At 62.7% G+C, this 14,453-nt stretch carries 12 protein-coding genes; 8 read left to right on the top strand and 4 right to left on the bottom strand.

What is annotated here, in order from left to right; all coding sequences use genetic code 11:
• The first annotated feature begins 144 nt into the window (after positions 1 to 144).
• From AACH39_RS06700 to AACH39_RS06670, 7 genes are read left to right on the top strand one after another with little or no spacing between them, the layout of a single operon-like run.
• Positions 145 to 1,458 (top strand): SidA/IucD/PvdA family monooxygenase, encoded by a 1,314-nt coding sequence (locus AACH39_RS06700; protein WP_338621162.1) that lies wholly within the window; start codon positions 145 to 147, stop codon positions 1,456 to 1,458.
• Positions 1,459 to 1,467: 9 nt separating this feature from the next.
• Positions 1,468 to 2,058, top strand: coding sequence for a GNAT family N-acetyltransferase (locus AACH39_RS06695; RefSeq protein WP_338621161.1), 591 nt, complete (start codon positions 1,468 to 1,470; stop codon positions 2,056 to 2,058).
• Positions 2,058 to 3,854, top strand: coding sequence for an IucA/IucC family siderophore biosynthesis protein (locus AACH39_RS06690; protein WP_338621160.1), 1,797 nt, complete (start codon positions 2,058 to 2,060; stop codon positions 3,852 to 3,854). The genes AACH39_RS06695 and AACH39_RS06690 overlap by 1 nt, the downstream gene beginning before the upstream one ends.
• The gene (locus tag AACH39_RS06685; RefSeq protein ID WP_215781758.1) at positions 3,851 to 4,588 is read left to right on the top strand and encodes a siderophore ferric iron reductase; all 738 of its coding nucleotides are present in this window, start codon (positions 3,851 to 3,853) and stop codon (positions 4,586 to 4,588) included. Before AACH39_RS06690 ends, AACH39_RS06685 begins: the two co-directional genes overlap by 4 nt.
• Positions 4,582 to 5,355, top strand: coding sequence for an ABC transporter ATP-binding protein (locus tag AACH39_RS06680; RefSeq protein WP_215781760.1), 774 nt, complete (start codon positions 4,582 to 4,584; stop codon positions 5,353 to 5,355). The genes AACH39_RS06685 and AACH39_RS06680 overlap by 7 nt, the downstream gene beginning before the upstream one ends.
• Complete coding sequence (gene fhuB / locus AACH39_RS06675) at positions 5,352 to 7,295, top strand: Fe(3+)-hydroxamate ABC transporter permease FhuB (RefSeq protein ID WP_215781762.1); 1,944 nt, start codon at positions 5,352 to 5,354, stop codon at positions 7,293 to 7,295. The genes AACH39_RS06680 and fhuB overlap by 4 nt, the downstream gene beginning before the upstream one ends.
• Positions 7,292 to 8,146 carry an ABC transporter substrate-binding protein gene (locus AACH39_RS06670; RefSeq protein WP_338621159.1) on the top strand — a complete coding sequence of 285 codons (855 nt, stop codon included), beginning with the start codon at positions 7,292 to 7,294 and terminating at the stop codon, positions 8,144 to 8,146. The genes fhuB and AACH39_RS06670 overlap by 4 nt, the downstream gene beginning before the upstream one ends.
• A gap of 43 nt (positions 8,147 to 8,189) precedes the next feature.
• On the opposite strand, the gene AACH39_RS06665 is transcribed toward AACH39_RS06670, so the two are convergent.
• The 4 genes from AACH39_RS06665 to efp all read right to left on the bottom strand — a co-directional run bounded on the left by AACH39_RS06665 (position 8,190) and on the right by efp (position 12,916).
• Positions 8,190 to 9,677, bottom strand: a complete 1,488-nt coding sequence (locus AACH39_RS06665; protein ID WP_215781767.1) for a carboxypeptidase M32 — start codon at positions 9,675 to 9,677, stop codon at positions 8,190 to 8,192.
• Between the two features lie 85 nt (positions 9,678 to 9,762).
• Entirely contained in the window at positions 9,763 to 10,227 is a 465-nt protein-coding gene (locus AACH39_RS06660) for a GNAT family N-acetyltransferase (protein WP_215781769.1), read from the bottom strand.
• 130 nt (positions 10,228 to 10,357) lie between these two features.
• On the bottom strand, positions 10,358 to 12,169 hold the full coding sequence (locus AACH39_RS06655) for a DUF885 domain-containing protein (protein ID WP_338621158.1): 1,812 nt from the start codon (positions 12,167 to 12,169) through the stop codon (positions 10,358 to 10,360).
• A gap of 180 nt (positions 12,170 to 12,349) precedes the next feature.
• Entirely contained in the window at positions 12,350 to 12,916 is a 567-nt protein-coding gene (efp, locus tag AACH39_RS06650) for an elongation factor P (RefSeq protein WP_215781773.1), read from the bottom strand.
• Between the two features lie 370 nt (positions 12,917 to 13,286).
• Here efp and AACH39_RS06645 point away from each other — a divergent pair, with 370 nt between their 5' ends.
• Entirely contained in the window at positions 13,287 to 14,096 is an 810-nt protein-coding gene (locus AACH39_RS06645; protein WP_215781775.1) for an outer membrane protein OmpK, read from the top strand.
• Positions 14,097 to 14,453: the final 357 nt, after the last annotated feature.

Below are 14,453 nucleotides of genomic sequence, written 5' to 3'. Positions count from 1 at the left end.
GAAATTTCAACCTGCTTGGGAAATGACAAGTGCACGAGAGTGAATGGCCGGGTCCGGCCTGTCTGATGCCGCTGTGCCGGATGTGCAGCGGCGTTCACCAGCCAACCGCCGCCACGCGGCAATCTCTGCAAAGGACCTCGCGACATGCATGCGACCGTCTATGACTTCATTGGTATCGGGCTTGGGCCGTTCAATCTGAGCCTGGCTTGTCTGGCCGAGCCGGTGAGCGAATTGAAAGGGGCGTTTCTCGAACAAAGTGCCGGCTTTGACTGGCATCCCGGCATGCTGCTGCCAGGCAGCAGCATGCAAACGCCTTTCCTGGCCGATATGGTCTCGCTGGCCGATCCGACCAGCCGCTTCAGTTTTCTGAATTACCTCAAGCAGCAGGGACGTCTCTATCCCTTCTACATCCGCGAGAATTTCTTCCCGCTGCGCGCCGAGTTCAACCACTATTGCCAATGGGTGGCCGCGCAACTCGATTCACTGTATTTCGGCCGGCGGGTGGACAGCATTGTCTGGCAGGACGGTCTCTACCATCTGAGCGTGCGCAACGGTGCACAGCAGGAAACCTGGCGCACACGGCGACTGGTTCTGGGGACGGGGACCTCGCCCGAACTGCCGGCCTGCTGCGCCGGTCTGGGAGAGCGCGTGGTGCATAGCGCCGACTATCTGAGCAACAAGCTGCGGTTGCAGATGCTGCCTTCGATCACCGTACTGGGCAGCGGCCAGAGTGCCGCCGAAATCTTTGCCGATCTGCTGGCGGAGAGTGACCGCTATGGCTATCAGCTGAGCTGGATTACCCGCTCGCCGCGTTTCTACCCGCTGGAGTACACCAAGCTGACGCTGGAAATGACCTCGCCGGAGTACATCGATTATTTCCATGCCCTGCCTCCCGGCCAGCGCGATCAACTGATCAATGAGCAGAAAGGGCTGTACAAGGGGATCAATCGCACGCTGATCGACCAGATTTTCGAGCAGCTCTATCAGTTGCGTCTGCGGGGTGGTGCCCAGCCTCTGCTGCTGACCAATTGTGCCCTGACTGCCTGCCATACCCAGAGCGGACGCGAGGGGCTGGCGCTGGATTTGCTGCAATGTGAGCAGCAGAAAGCCTTCCGCCTCGATACGGCAGCGCTGGTGGCGGCAACCGGCTATGCCTACCGGCAACCGGCTTTCCTTGCCGGGATCAGCGATCGGCTGCGGCGCGATGCCCACGGACGGCTGGATGTGACGCGGGATTATGCGGTGGATGTGCAGGGCGAGGAGATTTTTGTCCAGAACGTGGGGTTGTATACCCATGGTCTGGCGACGCCGGATCTGGGCATGGCCTGCTACCGCAATGCCTGCCTGCTGCGTGCCATGACCGGTCGCGAAGTCTATCCGGTGGAAACCCGCATCGCCAGCCAGACCTTCGGCATGCCGGGTGAGGCGCTGCCGCTTTCCCAACCTTGCCTGGCCTGAGGCGTTGCCATGACATCTGACACCCTGTTGTTTCCTGAAGCGCTGTTTTGCCACGAGATCCCCGCCCTGGGGCGCTTCAGCCTGCGCGCCATCGATCTGGCGCAGGACCTCGAGCGGCTGCATGGCTGGCTGAGCAGCCCGCATGCCGCTTTCTGGGGCATGCAACACGATAGCCTTACACAGGTGCAGGACTACTTCCTGCGGCAGGCGGCCAGCCCGCATCACAGCGTGTTGCTGGGCGAGTACCAGGGAAGCCCGGCTTTCCTGCTGGAAACCTACGATCCGCGCCATGATCCCGTCGGCCATCATTATCAGGTCATGCCGGGTGACCGCGGGATGCATTTCCTGTGCGCGCCGCCCGGTCCGGCCCGCCTGCACGGCTTCACCCGCGGGGTGATGCGCACCATTCAGGCCTGGCTGTTCAGCGATCCTGCGGTGCAACGCATCGTGGTTGAACCGGCCATCGCCAATACCCGAATCCATCCCATCAATCTTGGTGCCGGTTTTGTCTACCAGCGTCAGATCGACCTGCCCGGCAAGCGTGCCTGGCTGGCGTTCTGCCATCGCACCGACTATGACGCCCTGCAGGAGCTCCGTTGATGAATGCCCCGATTGCTTCCTCTGCCACGGCTGTGGCCCATCTTCGTCCTGAACGGTGGCAGCGCGCCAACCGCCATCTGCTGGCCAAGGCCATCGGTGAATTCAGCCATGAATTGCTGCTGACACCGCAGCGCCAGCCCGACGGACGCTATGTCATTGAGACCACGGGGCCGCGTTATCTGTTTGCTGCCGAGCGCAGCGCGCTCGATCACTGGCAGGTGGATCCGGACAGTCTGGTTTGTCTGGCGGACGGGCAGGAAGTGGCCCCCGACATGCTGGCCTTCATCGTGGCCGCGCACGAGCAACTCGGCTTGTCGCAGAGCGTCCTGCCCGATTACCTGGATGAAATCAGCAGCACCCTGTTTGGCTGCGCCTGGAAACTGCACCAGCCTTACCTGTCTGCCGAAGCGCTGGCGCTGGCGGACTATCAGGCGCTGGAAAGTGGCATGACCGAAGGGCATCCGGCTTTTGTGGCCAACAATGGCCGTATCGGCTTCAGCCTGAGCGACTATCGCCGTTATGCCCCCGAGTGTGGCCAGCCTTTTGCGCTGGTGTGGCTGGCGGTCAACAAGCAGGTGGCCGAGTTGTCCCTGGTCGAGAACCTGAGCGCCACACAGCTGTATGCCGAAGAGCTGGGGGGCGAAACCCTGGCCCGGTTTGCGGCCTTGCTGCGTGATCGCGGACTGTCGCCCGATGATTTTTGGTATCTGCCGGCGCATCCCTGGCAGTGGCAGCAGCGACTGGCGGTCTGCTTTGCTGCCGAGATCGCGGCACAGCGGCTGGTCTATCTCGGTGAGAGTGAGGATCGCTATGCGGCGCAACAATCCATCCGCACGATGTTCAATGTCAGCCAGCCGGAAAAGCGTTACGTCAAGACGGCGCTGTCGATTTTGAACATGGGTTTCATGCGCGGCCTGTCGCCGTATTACATGGCCGGCACGCCAGCCATCAATCAGTGGGTCGCCGCGCTGGTCCGGGCTGACGAGACCCTGCGCGACTGCGGTTTTGATGTGCTGTGCGAAGTGGCGGCCATCGGTTACCGGCAGCCGTATTACGAAGCTGCCCTGCAGGGCAACGGGCCGCACAAGAAGCAGCTGGCGGCGCTGTGGCGTGAGAGTCCGATGAGCCGGCTGCGGCCGGGGGAGCGTCTGATGACCATGGCCGCCCTGCTGCATGTCGATGGTGACGGCCATGCCCTGTTGCCGGCATTGATCCGGGCCTCCGGGCTGACGGCCGGGCAGTGGCTGCAGCACTATCTGCGTGCTTATCTGCGCCCCTTGCTGCATTGCTTCTATTGCTATGACCTGGTGTTCATGCCTCATGGCGAAAACCTGATCCTGATTCTGGATGGTCATGTGCCGGTACGCGTGCTGATGAAGGATATCGGCGAGGAGGTCGGGGTGCTCAATCCGGCGCAACCGTTGCCCGGCTTCCTGGAGCGGATTTGTGCTCCTTGCCCCGATGAACTGCGCACCCTGTCCATTCTGACCGATGTGTTCGATGGTTTCCTGCGGTTTCTGGGGCCGATCCTGCAGCGTGCCGGACTGGCCGAGGCAGAGTTCTGGCGCAGCGTCGCCCAGTGTGTGACCGACTATCAGCAAGACCACCCGGAGAGGGCCGACAAGTACGTCCGTTTTGATCTGTTTGCCCCGGATTTCATCCGCTCTTGCCTCAACCGTCTGCAGCTGGCGAATAACCGCCAGATGGTCAATCTGGCCGATCCGGTGCAGGGACTGCAGTTTCATGGCCGGCTGAACAATCCGATCGCCGCCTACCGCCCGGGTGCCGCCTCATGAGTCGTTTGCAGCATCTGTTGCATGAGGTCGCCACGGCCCAGCCGGGTCTGGCGGGGGAGGTGGGCAGTGCGGATGACAGCCTGATCGTCCCCGGCGGACCGGCGGCACCGCTGGATGCCTTGCTGGCCTACTGGCAGCGCGCACAACCCGAGGCCGGGCCGTTGTACTGGGCCAGTCGTTGCTGGACCATGCTGGTCTGGCAGCCTGTCTATCTGATGATCTGGGCCTGGTACCGCAGCCGCGCCGTACCCCGGCTGGCCGGCATGGCTCAGCGCCATCATCAGGGGGTGGTGGCCGGCTTTGCCTTGCCACCCCATGAGCCCCTGCCGTGTGATGCCGGTGCTGACATGGCCCAGGCTGGCCAGGAGGTGGCGCAGCTCAGCCGTCTGTTGCTGGCGGATCTGGGGAGCCGCATCCGGTTGCACCCCAAGATGGCCGGCAGATTGCAGGCGGATTGCGTGCTCAGTGTGCTGATCGATGTGGCGCGAGCCTCGCCGGACTGGGATTTTGCCGTGTTGCGCACAGGCGGGCGGGCCTGGCTGGCCGCCATGGGACTGGCGGATCAAAGTGATCTGCAGTCCTTTCCCCTGCCGGACGGCGGGCAGGGCGTCGGCTTGCTGCGACGGGTGTGCTGCCAGCACTTCCGTTGTGCGCAAGGTGAGTACTGCGCCAGTTGTCCGAAGCTGGGACCCGAGACGCGACTGGCAAGACTGCAGGAGGCCTGGCTGTGCTGAGTGTGCATGATCTGCAGGTGCGGGCCGGTTCGCGGCTGATTCTTGATATTCCGGCTCTGGAGATTGATCCGGGGCAGGTGACGGTGATTCTGGGGCATAACGGCTCGGGCAAATCCACCCTGCTGCGGGTGCTGGCCCGACAACTGACGCCGACGCGCGGTACGGTGCGGCTGGATGGCCAGCCGCTGGCCCGGCTGGGCGCCCGTGCGCTGGCACGGCGTCTGGCCTATCTGCCGCAGCAATTGGCACCGACGCCGGGACTGACGGTGCGTGAGCTGGTGGCGCTGGGGCGTTATCCCTGGCATGGCCCGCTGGCCCGACTCGGATCGGCGGATCACGCCGCGATTGAGGCGGCGTTGCGGGCGACCGATGTCGCTCATCTGGCCGATAGCGACAGCGACAGTCTGTCCGGCGGCGAACGCCAGCGTTGCTGGCTGGCCATGATGCTGGCGCAGCAGGCACCGCTGCTGCTGCTGGACGAGCCGACTTCGGCGCTGGACCTGGGCCATCAGCACGCACTGATGCGCCTGCTGGGGCAAATCCATCGCCAGGCCGGACGCGGGGTCCTGGCGGTCTTGCATGATCTGAATCTGGCTTGCGCCCATGCCGGGCACATCATTGCCCTGCAAGCCGGAAGGGTGGTGTTTGCCGGTCCTCCTGCCGAGCTGCTGCAGCCGGACAGGCTCTCCGCTTTGTACGGGGTCTCTTTCGAGCTGATGGCACGCGAGGCGCGTTTGCCGCTGGCGGTGGTGCGGGAGGAGGCATGAACGCATTACCTCACCGAGCCCTCGTCGGCGGTTTGCTGCTGCTCGCCGGGTTTTGGCCCCTGTGGGGGGGGCACGGCTGGCAGGGCAGTCTGGCCGGGCACAGCGAAGTCGACGCCATTCTGTTCTGGCAGGGTACGGTGCCGCGCTTGTGCATGGCCTTGCTGTGCGGTGCGGCACTGGGCCTGTCCGGCATGCTGTTGCAGCAACTGTCGGGCAATGCCCTGGTGTCGCCGATGACGCTGGGCGCAGCGTCCGGTGCCTGGCTGGCGATGTGCAGTGCCGCGGTATGGTTTCCGGGCTGGCTGACGCAGTACCCGGACTGGCTGGCGCTGGGCGGTGCCGCGGCGGCCAGCCTCCTGTTGCTGGCGATCACCGGCCTGCGTCAGCTGGCCTCGCTGCAACTGATTCTGGCCGGGATGGCGCTGAATATTCTGCTGGGGGCGCTGGCCAGTGCCGTGACTCTGCTCAACGATCAATATGCGCTCGGTGTGTTTGTCTGGGGCGCGGGGGATTTGGCGCAGTTTGACTGGCACTGGCCGCGCTGGCTGTGGCCCAGGCTGGTGCCGGCCCTGTTGCTGCTGCCCTGGCTGTGGCGGCCGCTGCAGCTGTTGCGGCTGGGACAGGAGGCGGCGGCCGGACGCGGGCTGGCGCGTGTGCCGGTGATGTTGCTGGTATTGCTGCTGTCGCTGTGGCTGTGTTCGCTGGCCGTGGCGGCCGCCGGCCTGATCGGCTTTGTCAGCCTGCTGGCGCCGTTGTTGGCCTGCCGTCTCGGCGCACGCGGGGTGGCGGCGCAGTGGCTGGCGAGCGCTTTGTACGGGGCGCTGTTGCTGCTGCTGGCCGATGCGCTGGCGCAGGCGGCCAGTCTGTTCCTGGCTGATAGTGTCCCCAGTGGCGCCATGGCGGCACTGGTGGGGGCACCGCTGCTGATCTGGCTGTTGCGCGATACCCGCTCGCTGGCGCTGGGGGTCGGCACCGCCGCGCCGGTACGGCCTCATCGCTGGGTGGCGCGACTGGGCTGGTTCGGCCTCGTGGTGACCGTGCTGCTGGCACTGGGGCTGGATCGTCAGGGGGCGGCCTGGTTACTGGCCTGGCCGGATGCCCTGCAATGGATGTTGCGCTGGCCGCGCATGTTGGCGGCGGCCAGTGCCGGCGCCGGTCTGGCCGTCGCCGGGGTGATTTTGCAGCGACTGCTGCGCAATCCGCTGGCCAGTCCTGATTTGCTTGGCGTGTCGTCCGGCTCGGCCCTGGCGGTGGTGAGCTGGTCGCTGTGGTCTGGCAGCGGGCTGCAGCAGGGCAGCTGGCTGCCGGCGGCACTGGGCAGTGCCCTGAGCCTGCTGGCCCTGCTGTGGCTCGGGCGGCGCTGGCGCTGGGCACCGGGCATGCTGTTATTGCTGGGCCTGGCGCTGTCGGCTCTGCTGGATGGTCTGTTGCAGCTGATGCTGGCCCGGGGCGACCTGAATACCGTGGCGGTGCTGGGGTGGCTGGCCGGCTCGACCTACCGTCTGGATGCCGGTGCGGCGCTCGGTCTCACGCTGGGCGTGCTGTCATGCCTCGCTGCCGCCCTGCTGGGGCAGCGTACCTTGTTGTTGTTATCTCTGGGCGATGCCATGGCCGCCGGTCGCGGGCTGAGGGTGAGCCAGTGGCGGGGGGCCTGGTTTCTGCTGGCGGCCGTGCTGTGTGCGCTGGTGACCAGTTTGCTCGGGCCGGTGGCCTTTGTCGGTCTGCTGGCCCCCAATCTGGCGCAACGCCTGGGCGCACGTGCTGTCGGCGCCCAGCTGCTCGGGGCGGCTCTGGCCGGCGCGAGTCTGATGCTGCTGGCGGATACGCTCGGGCGAACCCTGCGGTATCCGGCGCAGCTGCCGGTCGGGTTGTGTGCCGGCATGCTGGCCGGTGGCCTGATGCTGCTGGCCTTGTTGCTGCGCCGGGGAGGACGGGCATGAGAGTCTGGTGGATGTTGGGTTTGCTGATGGTGAGTCTGGCCGCGCAGGCCGTGCCGCAGCGGATCGTGGCGCTGAGCTGGGATGCCGCCGAGCAGGTGCTGGCGCTCGGTGTCACGCCGCTCGCGGTGGCGGATCGGGCCGATTATCAGCGCTGGGTGGCCCGGCCGGCCTTGCCGCCGTCGGTGCAGGATGCCGGCAGCCGGCTGGAGCCGAATCTGGAGTTGCTCGCGCGTCTCAAGCCGGATCTGATTCTGATCGACGGGGCGCTGGCCGATCTGCAACCGCGGTTGGCGCATCTGGGACCTGTGTTGAGTCTGCAGGCTTTCAGTGTGGACCACGACAATGCCGCCATGGCCAGGCAGATCTATCTGCAGCTGGCGACGGTGCTGGGGCGAACGGCCTATGCACAGCAACAACTGCGCAGGCAGCAGACGCAACTGGCGCAGTGGCGGGCACGTCTGGCGGCGCGCTATCCCGCCGGCGCGCCGGCGGTGTGCGTGATCCGTGTCGGCAGCCCGAGTGCCGTGTGGCTGTATGGCCGCAACTCCATGCCGCAGGCAGCCATCCAGGCGCTGGGCCTGCGTCCGGGCTGCCCGGTCGAGACCGGGGCCTGGGGGGTGGCGCAGCGTCGGGTGAGTGATCTGGCGCGTTTGAGCGGTACGGCGGTGTTGGCCATCGCCCCGCTGGCGCCTGGCGGGGCGTTGTGGCACAGCCCGCTGTGGCAGGCCATGCCTTTTGTGCGCGAGGGACGGTTTGCCGCCATGCGGCCGAGCTGGACCTACGGCGGTGTGTTCTCGTTGTTGTATCTGGCCGAGGGGGTGGTTCAGGGGCTTGAGACCATGGGCGGCTAGGACCCCCGGCGCTGTCTGCGACCAGGCCCGGGGTCGGGGTGGATCAGGCCAGGTAACGTGCTTCCAGATGGGCGCGGTAATGGCGCGGGTTGAGGGTTTCGCCGGTGGCGTGCTGCAGTAGTTGTTCGGTGGACCAGCGGCTGCCTTGTTGCCAGATGTGCTGTTTCAGCCAGTCAAAGACCAGTTGCAGGTTGCCGGCGGCGATTTGCTGGTCCAGATCGGGGTGCTGCCGGCGCAGGCAGGCAAAATACTGCGCAGCACACATGGCCCCCAGGGTGTAGCTGGGGAAATAGCCGAACGAGTCGGTCCAGTGAATGTCCTGCAGGCAGCCATCCTTGTAGTTGCCGCGGGTGTCCAGCCCCAGATAGGCCTGCATTTTCTCGTCCCACAGCGCCGGCACATCTTCCGGTTCGATCTCGCCATTCATCAGGTCGCGCTCAATCTCGAAGCGCAGGATGACATGTGCCGGGTAGCACAGTTCGTCGGCATCGACCCGGATCAGACCTGGGTTCACCCGGGTATAGAGGCGTGCCAGGTTGTCGGCGCTGAAGGCGGGCTGTTCGCCGAACTGCTGCCGGATCAGCGGGGTGATCAGTTGCAGGAAGCCGCGGCTGCGGCCCAGCTGCATTTCGAATGACAGGCTCTGGCTTTCGTGAATGCCCATGGAGCGAGCCCGGCCGACCGGTTGCGCCAGCCATGCCTGCGGCAGGTTCTGTTCGTAACGGGCATGGCCGGTTTCGTGCACGATGCCCATCAGGCTTTGCACGAAGTCATCCTCGCGATAGCGGGTGGTGATGCGCACGTCCTCGGGCACGCCGCCGCAGAAGGGGTGCAGGCTGACATCCAGCCGACCGGCCTCGAAGTCGAAGCCCAGCAGCTGCATCACGGCCACGCCCAGCGCCCGCTGTTTGTCGGTGGCAAACGGGCCCTGTGGCTGGACGACGGTTTCACCGGCCTGTTTGTCACGTACCCGGGCAATCAGCCCCGGCAGCCAGGTTTTCACCTCACCGAAAATCGCTTCGACCCGGGCGCTTTGCATGCCCGGCTCGTATTTGTCCATTTGTGCGTCGTAGACCGACAGTCCGTTCAGCGCACCCAGCAGCCGGCCTTCTTCGCGGGCCAGACGGACGACTTCGCGGAAGTTGACCAGAAAGCCCTGCCAGTCGTTGGCGGCACGCTGGCCGCGCCAGGCGTGTTCGCAACGGGCGGCGGCCAGCGTTTTGGCCTCGACCAGGGACGCGGGCAGGGTGTTGGCCATGCGCCACTCGCGCTGCATCTCCCCCAGGTTGGCACGCTGCATCTCGTCCAGGTCTTCCTGCTCGGCGCTGGCCAGCAGCGTTTTCAGCTGACCATCGGTGATGATCTGGTGCATCAGGACGCCGAGTTCGGCTTGTGCGGCGGCACGGGCTTCATTGCCCTTGGCCGGCATCATGGTGGCCTGGTCCCAGCCGGCGATGGCGCCGAGATGGCTGAAGCGGTGCAGGCGGGCAAAGGTGTGGGCCAATTGCTGGTAGGCAGGGCAGCTGCTCATGGAAAATCCTCTCTGGCGGGTGGGGCAGGTCAGTGGACAGGGGGCCTATTTTGCCAACAACTGCCCACTTGTCATAGCGCGATGTTCAGACGCCGGTCTCGTATTCCAGAAAGCCCGAGCAGCCACCGGTGACCGCATCGTAGAGTTGGCGTGCGGTGTGGTTATCTTCGGCGGTCAGCCAGTACAGACGCGTGGCTCCTGCGGCGCGCGCCTGCTGGCGGGCGGCTTCGATCAGGGCTCGCCCGACCCCCTTGCCGCGAGCCTGTTCACTGGTAAACAGGTCCTGCAGGTAGCAGGTCGGGCCGATATCGGTGGTGCTGCGGTGGTAGAGAATGTGGGCCAGACCCAGCAGTTGACCGTTCTGCTCGGCCACCAGGGCCTGCATCGGTTCGGTCGGGTCGAAAAAGCGTTGCCAGGTGGTCTGGGTGACGCTGTCCGGCAGCGCCGTCGGGCCGCTGCGGCCATAGAAGGCGTTGTAGCCATCCCAGAGGGGCTTCCAGGCCGGATAGTCTTCCTGTTGCAGCAGGCGGGTGAGCAGGGGCGCAGTCATCTGTGGTCCTTTTCGTGATGAGTCATTCAACAGTGTCTCTATGGTACTGCCTTCGTCCATGCCGCGGGCAGTCCATAAAAAAGCATCGCCCCGAGGGGCGATGCGCTGGGTACTGCTTGCCTGAAAGCGATTACTGCTTCTGGCTGGCGATCCAGTCCTGGATCTTGGTCTGCATGACGGACATCGGCAGCGAGCCGGTGCTCAGCACCTGATCGTGGAAGGCACGGATGTCGAACTTGTCGCCCAGTGCGGCCTTGCTGTCGGCACGCAGCTTGGTGAAGGTCAACTGGCCCACCTTGTACGACAGCGCCTGACCCGGGATGGCCAGATAGCGGCGAACTTCGGAGTGAATGTCGCCGGCGCCCAGCGCCGAGTTATTGTGCATGTACTGTTCAGCCTGCTTGATGCTCCAGCCCTTTGAATGCAGGCCGGTGTCCACCACCAGACGCATGGCGCGCAGCATCTCTTCGTTCAGCTTGCCGAAGTACTGCAGCGGGTCTTTTTCCATGCCCATTTCGCGGCCGATACTTTCGCAGTACACCGCCCAGCCTTCTTCAAAGGCGTTGTAGCTGGCGAACTTGCGGTATTCCGGCTCGTTCTGCTGTTCCTGCTTCAGGGAAATCTGGAAGTGGTGTCCCGGTGCTGCTTCGTGGATGGCCAGGGTTTCCATGCTCCACTTCGGCAATTGCTGACCCGGCTTGGTGTTGACATAGAAGATGCCCGGACGGCTGCCATCCGGTGTACCCGGATTGTAATAGGCGACACCGGCGGTATCTTCGGTTTCCTTCGGTACCGGGCGAACTTCGTACGGCGCCTTCGGCATCAGGTTGAAGAACAGCGGCAGACGCGGATAGATCTTGTCGCGGAAGGCCTTGTAATCGGCCAGTTCCTGGTTCGGATCGGTCCAGAAGAATTTCGGGTCAGTCTGCAGGTATTTCCAGAAGGACTTGAGGTCGCCCTTGTAGCCGGACTCCGCCTTCATCTGGTTCATTTCACGCAGGATGCGGGCGACTTCTTTCTTGCCCATTTCATGGATCTGCGCCACCGGCAGGTTGGTGGTGGTGTTCAGGTCAGACTTGTACTGGTACCAGGCCTTGCCGTTCGGCAGGCTGGTGTAGCCCAGCGTCTTGGTGCCCTTGTAGTCGTGTTGCAGGAAGTCGGCCATCTGGGTATAGGCCGGGTTCACGACATGTTCGATCTTGTCGCGATAGGCGGCGGTCAGGCGCTCGCGGTCTGCCGGCGAGATATCCTTCGGCATGTTGGCAATCGGCTTCCAGAAGCTGCTGTCTTCCACTTTGACGGTGACGTAACCGCGCAGCTGCTTTTGCAGGATGTCTGCCAGGGGGATCGGCAGTGCCACGCCCTTGACCATCCCTTCACGCATGCGGGCGACGGCCGCATGGCTCCAGGCGGCAAAGCCGTCCATCTTCTTCAGGAAGTCTTCGTAATCCCTGACCGTGGCAAATTGTACCGAACCTTCGCCAGTACCCTGGTCGGCAAAGGTCGATGCCTTGCTGTCGAAGTGGTTCAGCGGCAGATACCAGAACGGGAAATCAAAGCCGCGCAATGCCATTTCACGGTCATAGCGGAACATGTCATAGGTGATGCGGTCGTCGGCCGACAGACTGGCGCGGTCGATCTGCTGCACCTTGTTCAGATAGCTTTGTTCCAGGTTCTTGGCTCGCGCGATCCAGGCGTCAGACAAGTAGTCACCAAACTGATCGTTATAGGTGTAAACCCCCATGTCCGGGGCGCTCAGCGGGTTGAGCGCCACGCTGGCATGGTAATACTCGTCAACCAGGCTGCGCAGTTGCTGGCCTGTCGGGTTGATGGCCTGGCTCGCCTGGGTGGCTGGCGCCACGTCAGCGGCCTGGGCGGTGGCAGCCATACCGGTGGAGAGGAAAGCGGAGAATACCAACAATGTTGCAATACGGAGCTTCATGATGCGCCTTGTGCGTTGTGTGGGTCTTCAAATATTACTAAGTTAATAATTGCTAACATTTGATGGCGCGCAACACCACTGGCATGACGACCACCGTCAGCCAATGATTTGAGTCAAATGGCATGAACGACAGGCAAAAAAAACGACCCCGCAGGGTCGTTTTTTGCGTGGCCGGTTGGCTTAAACGCGCTTTTTGAACACGCCGCCATCGCGGGTGTCGATTTCGATCTTGTCGCCGATTTCGACGAAGGCCGGAACCGGGATTTCGAAGGTGGTGCCCTTCAGGCGGGCCGGCTTCATGACCTTGCCCGAGGTGTCGCCGCGGACGGCCGGTTCGGTGTATTCCACTTCGCGCACGATGGTGGTCGGCAGTTCAACCGAGATGGCCTTGCCTTCGTAGAAGGTCACGTCGCAGACGTCTTCCATGCCGTCAACCACGAAGTTCAGCACGTCGCCCAGGTTGTCGGCTTCGACTTCGTACTGGTTGAACTCTTCGTCCATGAAGACGTACATCGGGTCAGCGAAGTACGAGTAGGTGCAGGCCTTGCGGTCAAGCACGACCACGTCGAACTTGTCGTCGGCGCGGTAAACGGCTTCCGAAGCGGTGCCGGTCAGCAGGTTCTTCATCTTCATTTTGACAACAGCGGCGTTACGGCCGGACTTGTTGTACTCGGCCTTCTGCACGACCATCGGGTCGTTGCCAAGCTTGAAGACGTTACCTGCGCGGAGTTCCTGAGCGGTTTTCATTGCTAAACAGTCCTGTTGGGGAATCGATTCCGACAAAACCCGGTATTGTATTGATTTCCAATGCAAAGCGCCAGACAGGCCTTGAAAGGCTGTTGGTTTTCCGGTACGCGGGCGTCGTGTGAGGGCTGACGGGATGGCGGGGCTGCAAAGCATGGCCACTTGTATGAGCCACTAGCCTATGCTGCCTGCTTTGGGGAAAAAAGGGAAGATTGCTTTATATAAAGACAAATAGTTTTTGTATGAAGATGTCGTTAAAGCGACAATTTTGTTGCAGTTACTTTGCAAAAAAGTATTTCTCCATTATCTTTCGCCGCGCCGCAGACTCCCTTGTCTGCGAGAGAGTAACAAGCAAGAACACACGGTGAAAACAATGAAAACGCTCAAGATCGCCCTGGCTCTGGCCATGGCAGGTGGCATGGCCGCCGCTCACGCTGACTACACCTTTGGTGATGTCAGCATCAACCAGTTGAACTGGTCCGAATCGACCCTGGACAAAACTCAGGCCGCACCGTTCGGTGCCAAGCGCAACTTCCAGTACCTGGAAGTTGAAGGCGGCGCTGGCCGTTCCTGGGGGGATGTCTATGGCTTCTTCGACCTGGAAAACTGGAACCGTCACGACCCGCAAATGAAGTCTGGCGACCAGCGCTACACCTTCAAGGTGATTGGCCGTTTCAACCTGACGGAAGTAGCCGGTCTGCCGATCAAGCTGTATACCCACGTGTACGATACCCGTGACAGCGATACCGATCCGGCTTCCCGTGGTGGCAACCAGTTCTTCGACCAGAACCGTGTGCTGGGTCTGAGTACCGATCTGAACTTCGGTAAGCTGTGGGTTCATCCGTTTTTCGGTCGTCATCAGGAGCTGAAGGCAGGCGTTGGCGCCCACATGAACGGCTACATGGCCGGTTACGTGGCAGGTTATGACTTCGACCTGTTTGGTCAGTCGTTCGCCCTGACCCAGTGGCATGAAACCGAATTCGCCCGCTCCGACTACTTCACCACGCTGGCTCAGCCGGGTTCGACCCCCTCCAAGCGTACCGGCCAGAACGGTGCCGTCTCGCTGTGGTGGAATGCTACCAAGCACCTGACCGCCGGCCTGCAATACCGCTATGCCGTCAACAAGCTGGGTACCGCTGGCAACGAATACGCCTGGATCTACACCGCCAAGTACAACTTCTGATCCGGAAGTTGCACCGAGCTGTCAAAAAGCCGCCTTCGGGCGGCTTTTTTTTGGTACTTCGCGGATCTGAGGGGGCGACACAAATCGCTCAAACGGGGTCCGGTCTTTCATTTTGCATCCTGACGCAAAATGAAAGACCGGACCCCGTTCTGGCTTGTGTCTCTGTCGGCATTGAGTGACGGTGTGCCTTTTATCTTGATGATCTGTCTTTTTCTGCGATCAACAGGCTTTTGTTGGCAATTGTTCTGCATCTTCTGTTTTTCTGCGTGTTGACATTCTCTGTCACCTTATTCATTTATTGCAAATGAGAATCATTTTCATTAAGATGCGAGTCTTTCCACTTGCCCTTGTTCCTCG

The organism is Paludibacterium flexuosum (assembly GCF_037076605.1).
GTDB lineage: Bacteria > Pseudomonadota > Gammaproteobacteria > Burkholderiales > Chromobacteriaceae > Paludibacterium.
This window is presented reverse-complemented; position numbering and strand designations above follow the sequence as displayed.

What these genes read in the sequence shown, in the direction of transcription:
- AACH39_RS06700 (WP_338621162.1), top strand. Translation starts at nt 145, where the DNA reads ATGCATGCGACCGTCTATGACTTCATTGGTATCGGGCTTGGGCCGTTC.
- AACH39_RS06695 (WP_338621161.1), top strand. Translation starts at nt 1,468, where the DNA reads ATGACATCTGACACCCTGTTGTTTCCTGAAGCGCTGTTTTGCCACGAG.
- AACH39_RS06690 (WP_338621160.1), top strand. Translation starts at nt 2,058, where the DNA reads ATGAATGCCCCGATTGCTTCCTCTGCCACGGCTGTGGCCCATCTTCGT.
- AACH39_RS06685 (WP_215781758.1), top strand. Translation starts at nt 3,851, where the DNA reads ATGAGTCGTTTGCAGCATCTGTTGCATGAGGTCGCCACGGCCCAGCCG.
- fhuB (WP_215781762.1), top strand. Translation starts at nt 5,352, where the DNA reads ATGAACGCATTACCTCACCGAGCCCTCGTCGGCGGTTTGCTGCTGCTC.
- AACH39_RS06670 (WP_338621159.1), top strand. Translation starts at nt 7,292, where the DNA reads ATGAGAGTCTGGTGGATGTTGGGTTTGCTGATGGTGAGTCTGGCCGCG.
- AACH39_RS06665 (WP_215781767.1), bottom strand. Translation starts at nt 9,677, where the DNA reads ATGAGCAGCTGCCCTGCCTACCAGCAATTGGCCCACACCTTTGCCCGC.
- AACH39_RS06660 (WP_215781769.1), bottom strand. Translation starts at nt 10,227, where the DNA reads ATGACTGCGCCCCTGCTCACCCGCCTGCTGCAACAGGAAGACTATCCG.
- AACH39_RS06655 (WP_338621158.1), bottom strand. Translation starts at nt 12,169, where the DNA reads ATGAAGCTCCGTATTGCAACATTGTTGGTATTCTCCGCTTTCCTCTCC.
- efp (WP_215781773.1), bottom strand. Translation starts at nt 12,916, where the DNA reads ATGAAAACCGCTCAGGAACTCCGCGCAGGTAACGTCTTCAAGCTTGGC.
- AACH39_RS06645 (WP_215781775.1), top strand. Translation starts at nt 13,287, where the DNA reads ATGAAAACGCTCAAGATCGCCCTGGCTCTGGCCATGGCAGGTGGCATG.